This is a genomic window from Sphingorhabdus sp. (assembly GCF_044239045.1).
GTDB lineage: Bacteria > Pseudomonadota > Alphaproteobacteria > Sphingomonadales > Sphingomonadaceae > Sphingorhabdus_B.
The window spans coordinates 1-18107 of record NZ_JBIICD010000003.1; the positions used below are offsets into that span (position 1 = coordinate 1).

At 55.3% G+C, this 18107-nt stretch carries 17 protein-coding genes and 1 tRNA gene; 7 read left to right on the forward strand and 11 right to left on the reverse strand.

All coding sequences use genetic code 11. From position 1 onward, the window contains the following. The coding region (locus ACILP4_RS01705) for a DUF3237 domain-containing protein (RefSeq protein WP_395619029.1) at positions 1 to 268 on the reverse strand (268 nt) is incomplete at its 3' end. Between the two features lie 55 nt (positions 269 to 323). On the opposite strand from ACILP4_RS01705, the gene ACILP4_RS01710 reads away from it, so the two are divergent. Then, positions 324 to 1685, forward strand: a complete 1362-nt coding sequence (locus tag ACILP4_RS01710; protein ID WP_395619030.1) for an SRPBCC family protein — start codon at positions 324 to 326, stop codon at positions 1683 to 1685. 55 nt (positions 1686 to 1740) lie between these two features. Beyond that, the gene (locus tag ACILP4_RS01715) at positions 1741 to 3303 is read left to right on the forward strand and encodes a sodium:solute symporter (protein ID WP_395619031.1); all 1563 of its coding nucleotides are present in this window, start codon (positions 1741 to 1743) and stop codon (positions 3301 to 3303) included. Here ACILP4_RS01715 and ACILP4_RS01720 read toward each other — a convergent pair. The 5 genes from ACILP4_RS01720 to secE all read right to left on the reverse strand — a co-directional run bounded on the left by ACILP4_RS01720 (position 3266) and on the right by secE (position 6766). Beyond that, on the reverse strand, positions 3266 to 4519 hold the full coding sequence (locus tag ACILP4_RS01720; RefSeq protein ID WP_395619032.1) for an exo-beta-N-acetylmuramidase NamZ domain-containing protein: 1254 nt from the start codon (positions 4517 to 4519) through the stop codon (positions 3266 to 3268). The genes ACILP4_RS01715 and ACILP4_RS01720 overlap by 38 nt on opposite strands. A gap of 105 nt (positions 4520 to 4624) precedes the next feature. After that, complete coding sequence (gene rplA / locus ACILP4_RS01725; RefSeq protein ID WP_395619033.1) at positions 4625 to 5320, reverse strand: 50S ribosomal protein L1; 696 nt, start codon at positions 5318 to 5320, stop codon at positions 4625 to 4627. 4 nt (positions 5321 to 5324) lie between these two features. Next, positions 5325 to 5756: a 50S ribosomal protein L11 gene (gene rplK, locus ACILP4_RS01730; protein ID WP_395619034.1), complete on the reverse strand. Its 432-nt coding sequence runs from the start codon at positions 5754 to 5756 to the stop codon at positions 5325 to 5327. A 232-nt stretch (positions 5757 to 5988) separates the two neighbouring features. Beyond that, positions 5989 to 6525 (reverse strand): transcription termination/antitermination protein NusG, encoded by a 537-nt coding sequence (gene nusG, locus ACILP4_RS01735; RefSeq protein ID WP_395619035.1) that lies wholly within the window; start codon positions 6523 to 6525, stop codon positions 5989 to 5991. Between the two features lie 40 nt (positions 6526 to 6565). After that, on the reverse strand, positions 6566 to 6766 hold the full coding sequence (gene secE / locus ACILP4_RS01740) for a preprotein translocase subunit SecE (RefSeq protein ID WP_125229785.1): 201 nt from the start codon (positions 6764 to 6766) through the stop codon (positions 6566 to 6568). 230 nt (positions 6767 to 6996) lie between these two features. Between secE and ACILP4_RS01745 the strand changes: the two genes are divergently transcribed. Continuing rightward, positions 6997 to 7902: a DUF808 domain-containing protein gene (locus ACILP4_RS01745; RefSeq protein WP_395619128.1), complete on the forward strand. Its 906-nt coding sequence runs from the start codon at positions 6997 to 6999 to the stop codon at positions 7900 to 7902. A gap of 37 nt (positions 7903 to 7939) precedes the next feature. Here the strand turns inward: ACILP4_RS01745 and ACILP4_RS01750 are convergent. The 3 genes from ACILP4_RS01750 to ACILP4_RS01760 all read right to left on the reverse strand — a co-directional run bounded on the left by ACILP4_RS01750 (position 7940) and on the right by ACILP4_RS01760 (position 10301). Continuing rightward, positions 7940 to 8015, reverse strand: a tRNA-Trp gene (locus ACILP4_RS01750). Positions 8016 to 8094: 79 nt separating this feature from the next. After that, the gene (locus tag ACILP4_RS01755; RefSeq protein WP_395619036.1) at positions 8095 to 9468 is read right to left on the reverse strand and encodes a glutamate--cysteine ligase; all 1374 of its coding nucleotides are present in this window, start codon (positions 9466 to 9468) and stop codon (positions 8095 to 8097) included. Between the two features lie 89 nt (positions 9469 to 9557). After that, positions 9558 to 10301: a 16S rRNA (uracil(1498)-N(3))-methyltransferase gene (locus tag ACILP4_RS01760; protein ID WP_395619037.1), complete on the reverse strand. Its 744-nt coding sequence runs from the start codon at positions 10299 to 10301 to the stop codon at positions 9558 to 9560. A gap of 102 nt (positions 10302 to 10403) precedes the next feature. Here ACILP4_RS01760 and ubiA point away from each other — a divergent pair, with 102 nt between their 5' ends. Both ubiA and ACILP4_RS01770 read left to right on the forward strand, forming a co-directional pair. After that, a complete protein-coding gene (gene ubiA / locus ACILP4_RS01765; RefSeq protein WP_395619038.1) occupies positions 10404 to 11315 on the forward strand; it encodes a 4-hydroxybenzoate octaprenyltransferase in 912 nt (303 codons plus the stop codon). 12 nt (positions 11316 to 11327) lie between these two features. Beyond that, a complete protein-coding gene (locus ACILP4_RS01770; protein ID WP_395619039.1) occupies positions 11328 to 12347 on the forward strand; it encodes an aldo/keto reductase in 1020 nt (339 codons plus the stop codon). A gap of 157 nt (positions 12348 to 12504) precedes the next feature. On the opposite strand, the gene ACILP4_RS01775 is transcribed toward ACILP4_RS01770, so the two are convergent. Then, positions 12505 to 13959 carry a Ppx/GppA family phosphatase gene (locus ACILP4_RS01775; RefSeq protein ID WP_395619040.1) on the reverse strand — a complete coding sequence of 485 codons (1455 nt, stop codon included), beginning with the start codon at positions 13957 to 13959 and terminating at the stop codon, positions 12505 to 12507. 5 nt (positions 13960 to 13964) lie between these two features. Further along, positions 13965 to 16163, reverse strand: coding sequence for an RNA degradosome polyphosphate kinase (locus tag ACILP4_RS01780; RefSeq protein WP_395619041.1), 2199 nt, complete (start codon positions 16161 to 16163; stop codon positions 13965 to 13967). A gap of 156 nt (positions 16164 to 16319) precedes the next feature. Here ACILP4_RS01780 and ACILP4_RS01785 point away from each other — a divergent pair, with 156 nt between their 5' ends. Both ACILP4_RS01785 and ACILP4_RS01790 read left to right on the forward strand, forming a co-directional pair. Continuing rightward, positions 16320 to 16754 carry a hotdog fold thioesterase gene (locus tag ACILP4_RS01785; RefSeq protein ID WP_395619042.1) on the forward strand — a complete coding sequence of 145 codons (435 nt, stop codon included), beginning with the start codon at positions 16320 to 16322 and terminating at the stop codon, positions 16752 to 16754. Positions 16755 to 16832: 78 nt separating this feature from the next. Then, positions 16833 to 18068 (forward strand): alpha/beta fold hydrolase, encoded by a 1236-nt coding sequence (locus ACILP4_RS01790; protein ID WP_395619043.1) that lies wholly within the window; start codon positions 16833 to 16835, stop codon positions 18066 to 18068. Positions 18069 to 18107: the final 39 nt, after the last annotated feature.

Below are 18107 nucleotides of genomic sequence, written 5' to 3' on the forward strand. Positions count from 1 at the left end.
GCCCTTGATAGGTCAGATAGATAAGCGCGCCGTCATCGGTTTGGAGTGTCAGACGAACGTCGACAACCATGACACCGTCATTCCGGTTAATCACCCAATCATTGCCGCCGGGCAGCACCGTGCCGTTCAACCGTTCGCCTCTGAAATGACCGCCGGTGACAGGCGCGATGCGGCGCATGCCAGCTGGGGTCTGGCCGATGCTGACCATGCCGGCAAAATCAACGGTTAGGGTCATTTGAATGAGGTGGCGATGCTGTAAATTGGTCATTGCGCAGTTGCTACCATGGCGGCAGGATGGTGCAAGACATATTGGGGAGAGTGAGTTGGACAACATCATTGCGCGCCGTCCCGGCCCATCAGTGCAGGAGATATTGGATAGCGATAGGAACGCCGCGCCGGACATCATGCGCGTGGAATCGCCTGCCATCGGGCAAAGCAGCGCAGATGTGTCGATTGACCGGTATTTTTCTAAAGACTGGCATGATCGCGAAGTGGAACAAGTTTGGCGCAAGACATGGCAACTTGCGTGCCGGTTGGAGCATATCCCCAATGTCGGCGATCATGTTGTTTATGATATCGTCCATGACTCCTTGATTGTCGTGCGCACGGGGCCGGACGAGATTAAGGCTTATATCAACTCGTGCCTGCATCGTGGCACGATGCTGCGCACTGAAGGCGGATGTGTGAAGCAATTTCGGTGCCCATTTCATGGCTGGACGTGGAAGTTGGATGGCGCGTTATCCGTCATTCCGGGGCAATGGGATTTCCCCCATGTCGACAAAGACAAGATGAACCTTCCCGAAGCGCGAGTTGGCCTATGGGGGGGCTTTGTTTTCATCAATTTTGATGCCGATGCCGAGCCGCTTGAAACCTATCTCGAAAATTTGCCCGCGCATTTTGCGTCGTTCAATCTGGAAGACCGCTATGTCGCGGCGCATGTTGCCAAGATTATGCCCTGCAACTGGAAACTGGCGATGGAGGCTTTTGTCGAAGCGTACCATGTACCGTTCGCGCATGGACAGGTGCTGAGCTATTATGGCGACAGCAACACCCAATATGACATTTGGCCAGCTGTGCGTCATGTCAGCCGGATGATCAGCGTGCAAGGCGTCGCCAGTCCGTCGAAACCAGCGACGACGCCCGAACAGACGATCGAAGAAATGCGCCGCGACGTGCCCTTTTTTGCGGGCAAACCCATTGAAGTGGGCGAAGGTGAAACGGCGCGGGGCAAGCTGGCCGAACGTGCACGAGAGAAGATTTCGCGCTCGATTGGCCGCGACATGTCAGCTCTATCGGACTCGGAATCGCTGGACCTGATTGAGTATATGCTGTTCCCCAATATGGTGCCCTGGGGCGGGCAGGCGTTACCGATTACTTATCGCTTCCGTCCAAATGGCGACGATCCGGAAAGCTCGATCATGGAAATCATGTTCTTGTTTTCCAAAGCACCCGACGGATCGCATCCGGAACCTGCGAAAATGACGATGCTTGGGCTTGATCAAAAATGGGCTGATGCACCGGAGCTTGGCTCGGCCGCAATGGTTGCTGATCAGGACACCGATAATCTGATGCGCATTCAGCGCGGGCTTCGGGCTTCGAAAAAGCCGGGCGTGACCCTTGCGCGCTATCAGGAAAGCCGCATCCGCCATTACCACGAAACGTTGGATGCATATATGGCGCGGTAGCGTATTTGAACAAACAGGTGTGTTCCTTTAGAGGCTGCGCCTTAAGGGAGCGTTCATGCCATTAGCATTCACCATTTATGACTGGGGCATATTGTTTGCTTATGTCGTATTGCTAGCATTTTCCGGCTATCAGGCGACACGGCGGACCAAAACTGCGGATGACTATTTCCTTGCCGGCCATCATGCGCCGGTCTGGTTGGTTGCAGTGTCCGTTCTGTCGACGATGCAGTCGGCGGCAACATTTCTCGGTGCCCCCGATAACAGCTACCGCGGCGATTACAGTTATCTCACAAGCAACTTCGCCGCGATCATCGCTGCCTTTGTCGTCGCCCGTTTCCTAATCCCGCGATTCTACGCAATCGGTGCGACCACAGTTTATGAATTGCTGGAAACACGGTTCGACGCGACCGCGAGACGCGCAGCAGCGGGGATGTATCTTGTCGGTCGGATCTTGGCGAGCGGCGCGCGGCTATATCTTGCCGCTATTGCGGTTTCGATGATCATCTTCCTTGATGTCGAGCCACAACATATCATTATCGCGTCGGCGGTGCTTGTTGTCTTCGGGGTTGTTTTCACACTGTTCGGCGGGCTGAATGCCGTTATCTGGAGCGACTTGGTACAGGTCGTGCTCTACCTCGGCGGCGCGGTGCTGGTGTTCATCTTTTTGCTGGTGAAAATTCCCGCACCCGCGCCTGAAATCTGGGAAGCGCTTAAATATGCACCGGACGGAATGGACAAGCTCCGTTTGTTTGACTGGTCGTTCGACCTTAGCAAGCCGTTTACTATTTGGGCAATCCTGACCGGATTGGTGCTGCTCAATATCGGCAATGCGGGCCTTGATCAGGACACGACGCAGCGCTTTCTCGCATGTGAAAACGCCCAATCGGGCAAACGTGCGCTGTATGCAAGCATGTGGGCGGCAATCCCTGTGGTGGCGTTATTCATGGCGATAGGGTCGCTGCTCCACATTTTCTACAACCGCCCCGACCTGATGGGCGTTAGCGTTGGTGCGACCAACGCGTTCGCAGGCGAAAAAATCACGGTCTTCATGTCTTTCATCCTGTCCGAAATCCCGCCCGGCCTGCGCGGGCTGGTCACCGTAGGCGTCATTGCAGCGGCAGCCATCAATTCAGGCCTTATCTCGATGTCCGCAGTGGTCGTGAACGATTTTTACCGGCCTTGGCTGGAACGGCGCGGCGCAGCTTCAAGCGAGCAGCATATAGTCAACGCAGGACGCGCGGCGATTATATTGCTCGCATGTGCGCTATTTGCGATGTCGATACTGTGTTTCTACTGGCAGCGTTATAGCGATACGCCTTTGCTCGAATTCGTGCTTGGCGTCATGGTCTTTGCCTATTCCGGCTTGCTGGGTGTCTATGCTACCGTTGTGTTTACGAAACGCGGAGCGACATGGTCGGTAATTGCCGCGCTGCTGGCTGGTTTTATCACAATCCTGCTGCAACAGCATTATGTCGTGGACAGTCTTGGCCTGCCAATGGCGTGGAAGGCTCTGGCCTTCCCATGGCAATTATGCATCGGGACGGCGGTCGCATTTGGGGTTTGCTGCTTAGGTTGCGATATCAAGGATAGATTAGATACCGCGCCCGTACCTTCATGAAGGCGTCAAGCCCTGGTTGCGATTGACGTTCGATATCGCTGACTGATTTTCCGTCGAGAATGCTTTTACGGACCATGTCGGTTCCTGCCAGCTGGTCGAAAAAGCTCGGGTCACCGGGTTGGAATTGAAATTTGCCCGGATACAACTCATGAACCGTCTTCACCAAAGCGATGCCGGTGCGGAATGGCTGGAATGTTGCACGGTTGGTGGGGATGACCCACACGCCGTGACACAGCTGTCCGGCATATTTGGAAAAATTTGGTGTAAAGGAAACAGGCTTGAATTCGACACCGGGCAATCCGATTAGATTCAATCGTTCCGCCAGTGCCGCGCCATCGATGAAAGGCGAACCGATATATTCGAAGGGTTTTTCGCTGCCCCGTCCTTCGGAGATGTTGGTGCCTTCAAACAATGCCGTGCCGGGATAAACTGCTGCGGTTTGGGGTGACCGCATATTGGGTGAGGGCGGCACCCAAGGTAAATTCCAAGCGAAATAGGGTGCCAAGTCCCGATACCAGCCGCGCATGGGAATGATATGAAGGCGCGTGCGCAGCTTATCCTCGCCGACGAACATCTGCGCGAGCTCGCCGAAGGTCATAGCGTGACGTACCGGCATGGCAAAGCTTCCAACGAAAGAGGCAAATGCAGGTTCGAGCACCGGTCCCTCGATCATTACACCGCCTTGCGGATTGGGACGGTCCAGCACGATTACCTCGGCCCCCGATGTCTCTGCAGCGCGCAACATGTACAAAAGCGTGGAGGAATATGTATAAAAACGCGTACCGACGTCCTGCAGATCGACCAGCACAATATCAATGCCTTGCATCATCTTGTCAGTCGGCATCTTGGTTTCGCCGTAGAGGCTGTAGACGGGCAAGCCGGATTTGGAATCAATGCCCGAAGCCACTTTCTCTCCCGCTTGTGCCACGCCGCGCACACCATGTTCCGGGCTAAAAAGCGCGACAAGATTGATAGCAGGATGCGCGCGCAGCAGATCGACGTTGCGGACGCCTTTGCGATCAACGCCGGTCTGGTTGGTCAACAATGCGACCCGTTTTCCCGCGAGCAACTCCAATCGGTCGGAAAGCAAAACTTCGATCCCGGGGGTGATATCCCTGATTGGAACGGCGCGCGATATGACGGGTTTGGGGGCTTTTGGCTGGACCGGTTCAGCCGCAACGGCGGCCAATGGAAGCAGCGCAATAAAAAAGGCCAATAAAATTCGCATCATGAAAAGCTATTGGAGAACGGCATGGACCGCAAAGAAAAAGGGCCGGAGGTTTCCCTCCAGCCCCTTTTTTGTTTGGTGTAAAGCAGTGCGTTATACGCCAGCGACGTCTGCCAGATCAATCTTAAGGCCTGGGCCCATGGACGAGCTGATCGCCACGCGGCGGACATATTTGCCCTTTGATCCGCTTGGCTTGTTCTTGATGACAGCATCGACCAATGCGTCGAAATTCTTGCGCAGGTCGGAATCGGTGAAGCTTTTCTTACCGATGCCGCTGTGGATGATGCCTTGCTTTTCAACGCGGAACTCAACCTGACCGGCCTTTGCCGCCTTAACGGCTTCAGCGACGTCCATGGTGACCGTTCCAAGCTTCGGGTTAGGCATCAGGCCCTTTGGACCCAAAGTCTTACCCAAGCGGCCAACGATGCCCATCATGTCCGGCGTTGCAATCACGCGGTCATAATCGAGATTGCCAGCCAGCATATCTTCCATCAGGTCTTCAGCGCCGACCTTGTCAGCACCAGCAGCCGTTGCTGCAGTCGCCTTGTCGCCACGTGCGAACACGGCAACCTTCATTTCCTTACCGGTACCAGCAGGAAGCGAAACCATGCCGCGCACCATTTGGTCAGCATGACGTGGGTCAACGCCCAAGTTCATCGCGACTTCGATGGTTTCGTCAAATTTGGCGGTCGCCAATTCCTTGATGGTCTTCAGCGCTTCATCAACGCTGTACAGCTTATCAGCATCGAGATGTGCGAGCGACTTTGCTTTTTTGGTTAGCTTGGCCATGTTCTCAACCCTCCACGACTTCGAGGCCCATGGCGGTAGCCGAGCCTGCGATGATTTTTACTGCTGCGTCCATGTCGTTCGCATTGAGGTCGGCCATTTTAAGGGTCGCGACTTCTTCCAGTTGCTTGCGGGTAATCTTACCAGCCGACACCTTGCCTGGCTCTTTCGAACCGGACTTCAAACCGAGAACCTTCTTGATCAGAAAGGTCGCTGGCGGTGACTTCATGACGAAGGTAAAGCTCTTATCAGCAAATACCGTGATCTTCGTTGGAATGGGCGTGCCTTTTTCCATGTCGGCGGTCGCCGCATTGAACTGCTTGCAGAATTCCATGATGTTCACGCCGCGCTGACCCAAAGCAGGGCCGATTGGCGGGGATGGTGTGGCTGAACCTGCAGGGACTTGCAGGCCGATATAGCCGTCAATTTTCTTTGCCATATATGGCGTCCTTTCATTCTTTCCCCGAAATTGCCGGAATAACAACGGGTCAAATTAAGCGGTCAAACAGTCGTGTCCAAATAGCCTTGGCAACAACCTCCCGCACGGGTTCTTCTGATTCTCATCAGCAGAGGGGCGCAAATAGTCTAACGCGACGCTTAAATCAACACACTCGTCACCCTAGAACAAGTTCAGGGTGAGGGTAGTCGAAGTGTGACGGTGGGTGAGACCATCACTTCATCAATTCAACTTCTTCAAAGTCCAACTCGACCGGTGTTGCACGGCCAAAGATGCTGACCGATACCTTGACGCGGTTCTTGTCGAAGTCGAGTTCTTCGACCAAGCCGTTGAAGCTTGCAAATGGGCCGCCAAGTACCTTGACCTGATCGCCAATTTCGTAGTCGACCGAAACGCGCTTCTTGGGTGCGGCTTCGAGTTCCTGCTTAGTATTGAGGATGCGGGCGGCTTCGGATTCGGTGATCGGTTGCGGCTTATTGCCGGCGCCCAGAAATCCAGTGACCTTTGGCGTGTTCTTGACCAAGTGATACACATCATCGTTCATGTTCAGCTTTGCCAGAACATAGCCAGGGAAAAATTTGCGTTCAGCTTTGATCTTCTTGCCGCGACGCACTTCGGTAACCTGTTCGGTCGGAACCTCTACAGCTTCGACCAATTGCGAGAGACCGATGCGCTCCGCCTCTGCCAGAATCTGGTCGCGAACCTTGTTTTCAAAGCCCGAATAAGCGTGAATGATGTACCAGCGTGCCATAATTATTTCTTTTCCCAAAAACTCTTTGAAGGGGCTGTTTTTAGCCTTCGGCGAGCGCGAGCAGTCCCTTTACGATTGCGGCAAATACCGCGTCGACGCCTAAAAAGAAGATGGCAAGGATGATCGTCATGATTAACACCATGATAGCGGTCTGCACGGTTTCCTGCCTTGTAGGCCATACTACCTTGCCGATTTCGGTCCGCACCTGACGGATGAATTCACCGGGGCTATTCTTTGCCATGTCGTTTCTTTCTGTTCGATCCCGAGGATAGCCGCCAGCGCTCCGACCGGCGGGTCGAGAGCGATATAGGTTCCTATTTCGGAAAGACTAGGCCTTTAGCGATGGATTCGGCCTGAGGCAAGTATGTTTAGGAAAGCCGGTTGGCCACATGAACGATGTTGAAGTGCCTTGAACTATCGGGCTTTTGGGTTATCTCCCTCAAGCTCAATCTTGCCAAGGAACCACCCCAAATGCCATCCGGTCTTGCTGCTTTACTCGACGATATCGCCACCATTGCAAAGGTGGCAGCCGCTTCTGTCGATGATGTCGCGGCCGCAGCGGGTAAGGCAGGCAGCAAGGCCGCAGGGGTTGTCATTGACGATACAGCGGTGACGCCGCAATATGTCACGGGCTTTACCCCTGACCGCGAATTGCCGATTATCTGGCGTATCGCCAAAGGTTCATTCTTCAACAAGCTGGTGATCATATTGCCGGTCGCCTTGTTGCTCAGCCTGTTCCTGCCATGGGCAATTACGCCGATTCTGATGCTGGGCGGCGCGTATCTGTGTTTCGAAGGCGCGGAAAAAGTGTGGGAAAAAATCGCCCCACATGAAGAAGAGAATCTGCTGGAGGAACTGGCGGAGTTGACCAGCACCGAACATGAAACGGCGATGGTGAAAGGCGCCGTACGCACTGATTTCATCTTGTCCGCCGAAATCATGGCGATTGCCCTCAATGAAGTGAAAAGCCTTGCGGCGACATCTATTTGGTTGGAGGCAGGGACATTGGCCTTTGTCGCTATCGCCGTCACCATCGGGGTCTATGGCGTCGTTGGCCTGATTGTGAAAATGGACGATATCGGATTAAAGTTGGCTGGGCGCGAAAATGGCGCTTCACAAGCTATTGGTCGGGGCTTGGTCAAGGGCATGCCCAAATTACTCGCCGCCTTGTCGACCATCGGCACAGCGGCCATGCTGTGGGTGGGCGGGCAGATCATCGTCCATGGCTTCGGCATCCATCCGGCGGAGTTTTTCGGCCTCTACGAAGGTGCGCTGGCGTGGGTCGCAGATGCAGCGATGAGCGGCGTCGTCGGTCTTGCCATCGGCGCGGTGATTGTGTGGGTGTATCACATGGTTACCAAGCGTAAGGCGCATTGAGGCCTACCCAGTCACCATTTCTAACGATGTAAGAAAATGGCAGGAGTTGGGGGACTCGAACCCACGACCCTCGGTTTTGGAGACCGATGCTCTACCAACTGAGCTAAACTCCTGCACCTCGCTTTTCAGCGAGGAAGGATGCCCTTAACCCCGATATGCGAACGGGGCAAGTCTGCTTTCGACAATATCGCGCTAGAAACTCATCTCGTCATAGACGCGCGATACATCGCCGGCCCATTCGCCGTGATATTTCTCAAGCAAAACTTCCGAGACGGTTTTGCCGCTGGCGACGATTTCGCGCAACGGGTCGAGATAGCCGGTTTCATTGTCACCGCTGGCGTTCAGGCAATTGCGCGCGGCCAAGCCCGATGACGATATGTCGAGGATGCGTCCGGCCAAATCCAGCAGCTTACCGCCGCCCGGTATCGCGGCGTTCAGGCCCTGCGCAGGGACGGCGTTACGCAACGCCTCGCGCTGTTCCATCGTCCAATGCTTTACCTCGTCCCATGCGGCATCCAAGGCACCTTGATCATAGAGCAAGCCGACCCAGAAAGCGGGCAATGCGCAGATGCGGTTCCATGGGCCGCCATCGGCACCGCGCATTTCCAAGAAGCTTTTCAACCGCACTTCGGGAAAGGCGGTGGACATATGGTCTTCCCAGTCGCTCACCGTAGGCTTTTCGCCGGGTAGCACCGAGAGTTCGCCTCTTAGGAAGTCGCGGAAATCAAGGCCCGAAGCATCGATATATTTGCCGTCGCGATAGACGAAATACATCGGCACCTTGAGCATATAATCGACATATTGTTCATAACCAAAATTGGCATCGAACACGAAAGGCAACATGCCCGTGCGCTGCGGATCGGTGTCGGACCAGATATGGCTACGGTAAGACAAAAATCCGTTTGGCTTGCCTTCCAAGAACGGTGAATTGGCGAATAGCGCCGTTGCAAGCGGCTGCAGCGCAAGCGATGTCCGGAACTTATGCGCCATGTCGGCTTCGCTCGAATAATCGAGATTGACCTGAATCGTGCAGGTGCGCAGCATCATGTCGAGACCCATGCTGCCGACGCGCGGCATATGGCGCAGCATGATGTCATATCGGCCCTTAGGCATGATCGGCAGTTCAGCCCGCGTCTTATCGGGCCATAGCCCAAGGCCTAGAAAACCAGTGCCGGTCTTGTCGCCAATGGCCTTTACCTGTTTCAAATGTCGTCCGGTTTCGGCGCATGTTTGGTGCAGATTTTCCAAAGGCGCGCCGGACAGTTCAAGTTGCCCAGCAGGTTCGAGGCTAACGGTGCCGTCGGCGCCGCTCATCGCGATAACCTTGCCGTTTTCGTATATCGGTTCCCAACCGAATTCGGTCAGCGCCATCAACAGGTCATGGATACCGCCCGGTTCATCATAAGACGGGGCATGATGGTCGGCGCGATTATACACGAATTTTTCGTGCTCGGTGCCAATGCGCCAGCGATCCTTGGGCTTTTCGCCCTTGGCAATGGCGGCGACCATTTGGTCGCGCGTTTCGATCACGGGATCTATGCGGTTTGAAACGGTTTTTGTGCTCATCGCGGGGGTTTAGAAATGTCGTGGCGATATTGCCAGTAGATTAATGTTATCCCGTTATGCAGTATTGAACGGGTCTGTCGCGGCGTCGGCTAAGCGGACCAATCGCCATTCTTTGCCATCCAAATAGAAATCGCTGATATGGCGGCCGTGTCAGCCCGCAATATTCTTGGACCAAGCGAAACGGGGCGGGCATTCGGATGCGCGCGAATACAGGCATTTTCGCTATCGGTGAAGCCGCCTTCTGGGCCAATCAATATCGCGGCTGGCCCATCTTTTATGGCTTCCAGAAACGGTTCCCCACCGCGTTCGTCGCAGAAATACAATGTCCGCTCGGCTGGCCAATCCTTCAACAGCGCCTCAAGTTTCGTCAACGGCGCAATCTGTGGCAAAGCGGTGCGTTCACATTGCTCGGCGGCTTCAATCATATGGGCACGCAGGCGGTCATCTTTAACCTTATCCACGACGCAGCGGGCGGTTAGCACGGGCACAAAGCGCGCGACGCCCAATTCGCATGCTTTTTCTGCGATCCAGTCAAAGCGGTCCTTTTTGATCAGCGCTTGGGCGATCCATAGATCGGGTGTGGTTTCGCGCGCACGCAATTTTGATTCAACCGTAAGATCAAGATCACGTTTGCTGATGCGCGAAACGGTCGCGAGATATTCGCCCGAAATGTCATCGAACAATTTGACCGGCGCGCCTTCTTTCAGACGCATCACGCCCAACAAATAATGTGCGCTATTGCCAGAGATGTTCAGGGAAGCGCCAAGTTCCAGCGGCTGTTCCACAAACAACCGCGGCGTTGATTTTGGGGGCCAGGCGGGTGTTGCGGGCATGGACCCGTGTCTAACCGCAAAAGCGGGCGGCGTCATCTATCAAGTTGAGCGCCCTAAACTTCGCAGATGACGCGCCGGATAATTTTTGGCAGGGCCACAGCTATGACTTCAAAAATTGTACCTGACAGCGAATATACGGGCATCATTGCCCTGCTGCCAGTTAAGCTGCGCGCGTTGGTGCTTTTGGCGCGGTTGGACCGTCCCATTGGCTGGTGGCTCTTGTTCTGGCCCTGTGTATTTGGCTTGGCGCTTTCGGGCGGGCTTGTTCCGCGTTGGGACCTTGCCTTGTGGATGCTGCTCGGCGCGATTGTGATGCGCGGGGCAGGGTGCGTCTACAATGATATTGTCGACCGCAATCTGGACGCGCAAGTCGCGCGCACGGCATCGCGGCCCTTGCCGCGCGGTGATGTAAGCGTGCGTGGCGCATGGGCTTTTCTGCTTGGCTTATGCGCGCTTGGCCTGCTGGTGCTGTTCCAGCTTCGGTGGGAGGCGCAGATTGTCGCCTTAAGCAGCATCCTTCTGGTCGCCGCATATCCGTTTATGAAACGCATCACATGGTGGCCGCAATTGTGGCTTGGTCTGGTGTTTAGCTGGGGTGCATTGGTCGGTTGGATCGCGATCACCGGGCAGGCAAATGCGGCGATGTTCTGGCTCTATGCGGGTACGATATTCTGGGTCGTCGGCTATGACACGATGTACGCGATGCAGGACCGCGAGGATGATGCGTTGGTTGGTATTAAATCGAGCGCCTTGCGGCTCGGCGGCAGCGTCCGGCTTGGCGTGGCGGCATTTTATGTCTTGACGATTCTTGGCTGGGGCATGGCGATCTGGAGCGTTCGGCCCGAAAAGCAGGCCTTAGTTGCGCTTCTTCCGGTGGCCTTTCATTTGGGGATGCAGTTCGTGTCGCTAAAATCCGATGGCAGCAACGCGCTTGGTCATTTCCGTTCAAACCGCGTGGCGGGCTTAATTGCTGCGCTCGCATTTTTGGTCGTTGGCGCGGCCGGACAATATTAGGGAGAGTAAAATATGGAGCATCGTCGCATCGGCAAAAGCGCCATTTACGTGTCCGACATCTGTATGGGCACCATGACCTTTGGGTCGCAAACCGATGAAGCGGAGGCGCACCGCATTCTTGACAAATGTCTGGACGCGGGCATCAACTTTTTTGACACAGCAGAAGGCTATCCCGTGCCACCCGACATTAAATGGGTTGGCAGGACAGAGGATATTGTCGGCCGCTGGATGAAGGGTAAGAACCGCGACGCCATCATCATGGCGACAAAGGTTTCGGGGCCAAGCCATACTTGGTTCAAATCCCCCAAGCGCGGCGGCATGACCACACTTGACCGGCACAATATCATCACTGCGGTCGAAGAAAGCCTGCGCCGTTTGCAGACCGACTATATCGACCTGTACCAGACGCATTGGCCAGACCACGGCCTTGCCTATGATGAGACGATGGAAGTGCTCGACGAACTGGTGCGCTCCGGCAAAGTCCGCGTCTTGGGTTGCTCAAATGAAACAAGCTATGGCCTGATGAAGTCGCTGGCGACATCGGAACGGCTTGGCGTGGCACGTTACGAAAGCATCCAGAATAATTTTTCGATCAACAACCGCCGCTTTGAAGATGAGCTGAAACAAGTCTGCCGTCAGGAAGGCGTGTCGTTACTGCCTTATTCGCCTTTGGGCGGCGGCGTGTTGTCGGGCAAATATCTCGACGGCGCCCGTCCTGAAGGCGCGCGTTTCTCGCGTTATCTGGAAATGGCCGGATCACGTCAGGTCGAAATGGCACAACGTTTTGCCGGGCCCCGCGCGCTCGAAAGCACGATGCGGATCGTCGAAATTGCCAAGGAAGCTGGCATGTCGCCCGTGACGCTGGCAACGGCTTGGTCGAAGCAGCATGATTTTGTGGCATCCACGATTGTGGGCGTAAGCAAGGAAGATCAACTCGACGATATCTTCGCCGCAATCGACCTGAAGTTGAGCGCTGAAGTGATGACCGCGGTGCACAAGGTGACGAAAGAGATATTATACCCGATGGGATGAGGGGGGATGGTCGCCCCAGCGCAGGCTGGGGCCTATCGCGCCTGTCGGCCTGCCCAGGCACACGTGATGGGCACCAGCCTTCGCTGGTGCGACGGTGGTTTTTGCTGAACGTGTTGGTTTAGGGAATAATGGGGCGCGAAATCCTTTGCCTCCACCTTCAACCCATAATCTCCGACTGCGCGTAACCCAGCGCTTCGCCCAAAGCTTGCAAACGACGCTGGACGCTGTTCGACTGCAAGCGAATGGCAGAGCCGCTCAGGTGTAGCCGTAACGTCGCGCCGTCGCCGTCGATGCGGCTGTCGGGTAATGCACCCCCCGTGCCGCCGTCGAGGCGGTGTGCCAGGCGGATAGCGAGGCCCCAGATCACGGCTTGCGCCAGCGCGCCCGGCTTGGCCAAAGCTGGCAGCATTTCGGGCAACGTACGCTTTCCTGCATGTACCGTCCATAGCGCCGCCGCGATGACAGCGCGGTCGCTGGCGCTGACACCGGGCCAACTGCCGTCAAGCGCAAGATCAAGCGCATGGTCGGCGCGATATTCGGGGTTCACGTTCCACACGCTGTCGGATAGCAAACATGCCGCCCGGCACAATCGTGCATCATGGTCGCTTTGCCCGGCGAATACTGGCGCAATCCAATCGGCCAAGGCATCACCATGAAAGGGAAAACGCCCCAGCCTTTCGCCTTCAAAACGCGCCGAGGCAATTAACGGGTCTTGCTTTCGCTCAGTCGGAGTCAGTTGTTCGTATAACAAGCCTTCACGTAGGCCATAGATGCTCGTTACAAGCTTTCTGGGCTTTAATAGACCCACAATGCCACCCAATAATGCCGCCGCCCCCGGCAGCTCCGAAATACGGCCCGCAGCGACGACATTGGACTGCGTGAGTGCGTCGCGGTCTTGCACAAACGACGCGAGAAATTCCGGCGCTTCAGGCGGCATCTCATAATTTGATAATATGGTCAGTGGATAGCCCGTTGCATGCATGTGCAGACGTGCAAATGTCCGCCAAGAACCGCCGATCATGTAAAAGGGCAGGCCAGTTTCCATTGGAAAGGTGCCCTTACCCATCGTCTGGAAAATGTCATTGCGCAGCATCTGCGTGATTTGCTTGGGCGTTTTGCCCGCCAATATGTCATGCCGCAATGTCCCCAGCGGCAGCGACACGCGCGCGCCTAATTTGCCATCGGATATGCGGATAAGCTCAAGGCTGCCGCCGCCCAGATCGCCGACATAGCCATTAGCAAAGGGATTGTCGCTGAGCACGCCATATCCCGCCGCGGTGGCTTCGGCATCGCCGTCGAGCACATCGACATTTATGCCAAGTGCAGCAGCCTTTTCGACCAACTCCTGCCCGTTCTTCGCCTCACGTGTCGCGGCTGTCGCAACCACCCGTAGGCTGTCGACCTGCATCGTGCGTGCAAGCGTTTCAAAGCGGGCCAATGCGGCCAACGCTTTTTTCATCGTTGCCTTGTCAATTTCGCCGTCGCCCGCAAGGCAGGCACCTAGTTTTACGCGGCTTTTTTCATTGTAAATGGGCAAAGGCGCGCGCGGCGACCCTGCATAAACCACGAGCCGGACAGTGTTGGAGCCAATATCAATGACGGCCTGACGCACCGCCCTCATCTTTGTCGGACAAGGCTCAAAGTTGGAACCTTCTTGTCATCTGCGAGCGCGCCTCCGCGTCCCGAAAGCGACGCATTTGTCATGAAATAATGATGCAGATTAAATGGCATGCTACCCGCTTTTACCCTTTCATAGCGACCGTCGGAACGGAGCATCCAGCTTTGCTGGTTGTCGAGCAGGTTTGCAACCATAACCTGATCCAAGATCTGATCATGCACCGTCGGGTTCTCAATTGGCAGCATATATTCGACGCGGCGGTCGAAATTGCGCGACATCCAGTCGGCCGAGGAGATGAACACCCTTGCCTCCCGATTGGGCAGATCCGCGCCATTGCCCATGGCCCAGATGCGGCTATGCTCCAGAAAACGTCCGACAACTGATTTTACCCGTATCCGCGACGAAATGCCCTTCACACCGGGTCGCAAACAACAAATGCCGCGGACCACAAGGTCGATTTCTACACCGGCTTCGCTTGCCTCATATAATTTGTCGATGACCGCCTTATCCACCAGCGAGTTCAGCTTTGCCCATACCGCGCCCGGCCGCCCAGCGGCAACATGGGCGATTTCATCGTCAATCAACGACATGATTTTTTCGCGCAAGCCAAGCGGGCTCATCGTCAACAGCTTGAGCTCGGTTGGCGGAATATAACCCGTGATATAATTGAAAATCTGACCGGCATCATGGCCGACGCGCGGGTCTGCGGTAAAGAAGCTGATGTCGGTATATACTTTGGCGGTGATGGGGTGATAATTGCCCGTACCTAAGTGGCAATAAGTGCGGAAGCCGTCGGCCTCACGCCGGACTACCAACGAAATTTTGGCGTGCGTTTTCATGTCGACAAAGCCGTAGACCACCTGAACGCCGGAATTTTCTAACTGCGACGCCCAATGGAGATTTTGCTCTTCGTCAAACCGCGCCTTCAGCTCAACAATGGCCGTGACGGATTTCCCGGCCTCTGCCGCCTCGCATAAGGCACGAATGACGGCGGACTGCTTACCAGCACGATACAGCGTTTGCTTAATGGCGACAACGTCGGGATCCAGCGCAGCCTGTTGCAGGAAGGCAAGCACCACGTCGAAGCTTTCATATGGGTGGTGAATAACGATGTCTTTTTGACTGATCGCCGAAAAACAATCGCCGTCATGTTCCAATATGCGTTCGGGGAAGCGCGCCGAATAAGGCGGGAATTTTAACGATGGGCGGTCTTCGTCGACCAACTGGTTTAAATCGCCAATGCCCAAAAATCCGACGGTTTCGACAACGATCGATGCGCCCGCGCCAAGTTCGGAACGGATCAACGTCGCCAGTTCGCTCGGCAGGCCTTTTTCCAGTTTCAGTCGGATGATCCGCCCGCGACGGCGACGTTTAATGGCGCTGCGAAAATAACGGACGAGGTCTTCGGCTTCTTCCTCCACCTCGATGTCGCTGTCGCGGATAATGCGGAAGGCGCCAGCAGCGATCAATCGATAATCCGGAAACATTTGACCGACGAAATGCTTGATCAACGCCTCAATGGTCACAAAACGCGTGCCAGCTCCGGGCAGCCGGACAAAGCGGGCCAGCGATTGCGGGATCAGCACCAATTGCCTGACAACCTCATTATTGTCCTTGCGGCGCATATCGAAAATAAGGCTAAGGCCTTGGTTGGGAATGAAGGGGAATGGATGCGCTGGGTCTAAGGCTTGTGGGGTGAGGACCGGCAAGATTTGCTCGCGGAAATATTTACCCACTTGCGTCTGCAGGGTCTTTCCCATCGCGGACGGTTGAACGATCTTAATCCCTTTGCCCGCCAATTCCGTCATCAGCTTGCGCCACAATTTCTGTTGCTGGATCATCAGTCGGTCCGCCGCAGCAACGGTGTCGGCGAGCTGCTCGGATGGCGTGCGGCCATCGATCGACAGCTCTTCGATTTGCCGCTGCTGCTGCCCGCGTAAGCCAGCCACGCGGACCATGAAAAACTCATCAAGGTTCGTGCCCGAAATCGACAGGAAGCGCAGGCGCTCCAATAAAGGATGGGCAGGGTTCGACGCTTCTTCCAACACCCGCTCATTAAATTTCAGCCAAGACAGCTCGCGGTTAAAATAGCGCGCGTCTGTAGGGGTTTTTCGAGCTTTCAATTTGCTTGAACCGGGCACGGGCTTCACGAAAATCAATCCTTTTTGTTTGTTTAAGGCTCGGTGCCATGGAAACATTTCATATTTACGGCAGTAGGAGTTTGCACTGTAACAGCATTGTCGCCAACTTGTTATCGCGGATGTGCGGACAAGTCACAGCCGCTAACCTAAGGACCTGTCAACCAACAGCAACTTGCCCTAGACAGTTTCCGTTGCTTCGCGCATGGAGATGGCATGTCTATATGGTTTCACGAAAAGCTTGATCTTGCCGCGTTGACCGCGAGTAGCGCGCATTGCATGCCCGGTTTTGTGGGCATCGAATTTGTCGATTATGGTGACAATTGGATCACGGCGCGCATGCCCGTCGATGCACGCACGAAGCAGCCTTATGGACGGCTTCACGGCGGCGCATCGGTGGTTTTGGCGGAAACAGTTGGCTCCACCGCCGCAGCTATGACTGTTGACCCCAGCAAGTTTGCGACGGTCGGGATGGAAATCAACGCAAATCATATTCGGCCAGTCAAGGACGGCTTTGTTTTTGCCACGGCGACGTCGGAATCGATTGGCCGCACTACACAAATCTGGTCAATTCGGATAGAGGATGAAGCGGGAAAGCTGGTCTGTATCTCACGCATTACAATGGCGGTTATTTCCACCGACCGCGCATAAATTATTGCGTAAAACACAGTAAGCGGGCACGGGTGCTCAAAATATGACACCGTTAGACAGAATTTGGGGTTTAGGCGAATGTCGCTGCGTTATGTAAGAGATTTTAAGGGCTTTGCAGGCATCCGGATTGAGGCCGATGACATTGGTTCCGCCGATGATCCGTCCATTGTCCTGCTGCATGGCTTTGGCCAGACCCGCAAAGTGTGGGAAGATGTGGCCATCGGCCTGGAACAGGCTGGACGCCATGTCATCAATGTTGACCTGCGCGGTCATGGCGGCAGTGAATGGCCGTCCGACGCGCGCTATGACTTTACCGCTTATGTCGAAGATTTACGCGCCGTTCTGGGCCAAATGCGGACGCGTCCCGTTGTTGTTGCCGCATCCCACAGCGCGTGGATTGCGACAATGGCCTTAGCCGAAGATGCCGCGACCTTGGCATCAGGCTTGATCTTCGTCGATCCGCCAGCGGACCATGCGGCTGGATCGATGCGCGCGGCAGCAGAGCGTATGTCGGCAGCTCTTGGGCAAGGTTTGAATCGCGCGGATTACGACAATGCCATATTTGCCGCGTTCGACGCCCATGACATCGGTGAAGCACTTACCGAAGCGGCCGCGCATATTGGCTTGCCGTCGCTCGTCATTCGCGGCGCCTTGGGCCAAATCGAGCTTGATGCCGCGCAGCCGGGATTTGTGGAAAGCCTTCCAAATGTCGAGTCCATTGACGTCGATGGCGGCGGCTTGTTGATCGTGGCAGAACGGGCAGAGACATTTAACGGTCTGCTCATCGACTTTTTGGAGCGGAAACAACCGCGCTTCATTCCGGAATATCGTTCCGGCTCCGACGCGCGGACTTTGCGCGATGCGATGGGGTGTTTTGCGACAGGTGTCACTATCATTACGGCGCATGCCTCTGATGGCCGCCCTGTTGGCTTGACCGCCAATAGCTTCACTAGCGTGTCGCTTGATCCGCCATTATTGTTGGTGTGCATCGCCAATAATTCCGGAAGCGCAGAGGTTTTGCGCGGGATTGACGACTTTGCCGTCAACGTTCTGCAAATCGGGCAGCAACCCGTCTCCAACCTGTTCGCAGGAAAGAGCGAGGATCGTTTTGCTGGAACGCGGTGGGAAGTGGGCGAATATGGCGCACCGATTTTGCCAAGCTCGCTTGGCATATTCGAATGCAAACGCGACGCCTTGCATGAGGCTGGTGACCATTTCATTCTGGTTGGACGTGTCGAAAAAGCAAGCTTTGAACCGCGCCGTGACCCCTTACTCTACTTCCGGGGCAAATACCGGCGCTTACACTTTACCTGAGACCTGCTTGCGTTGACTCAAGGTCATCGATGACCTAAA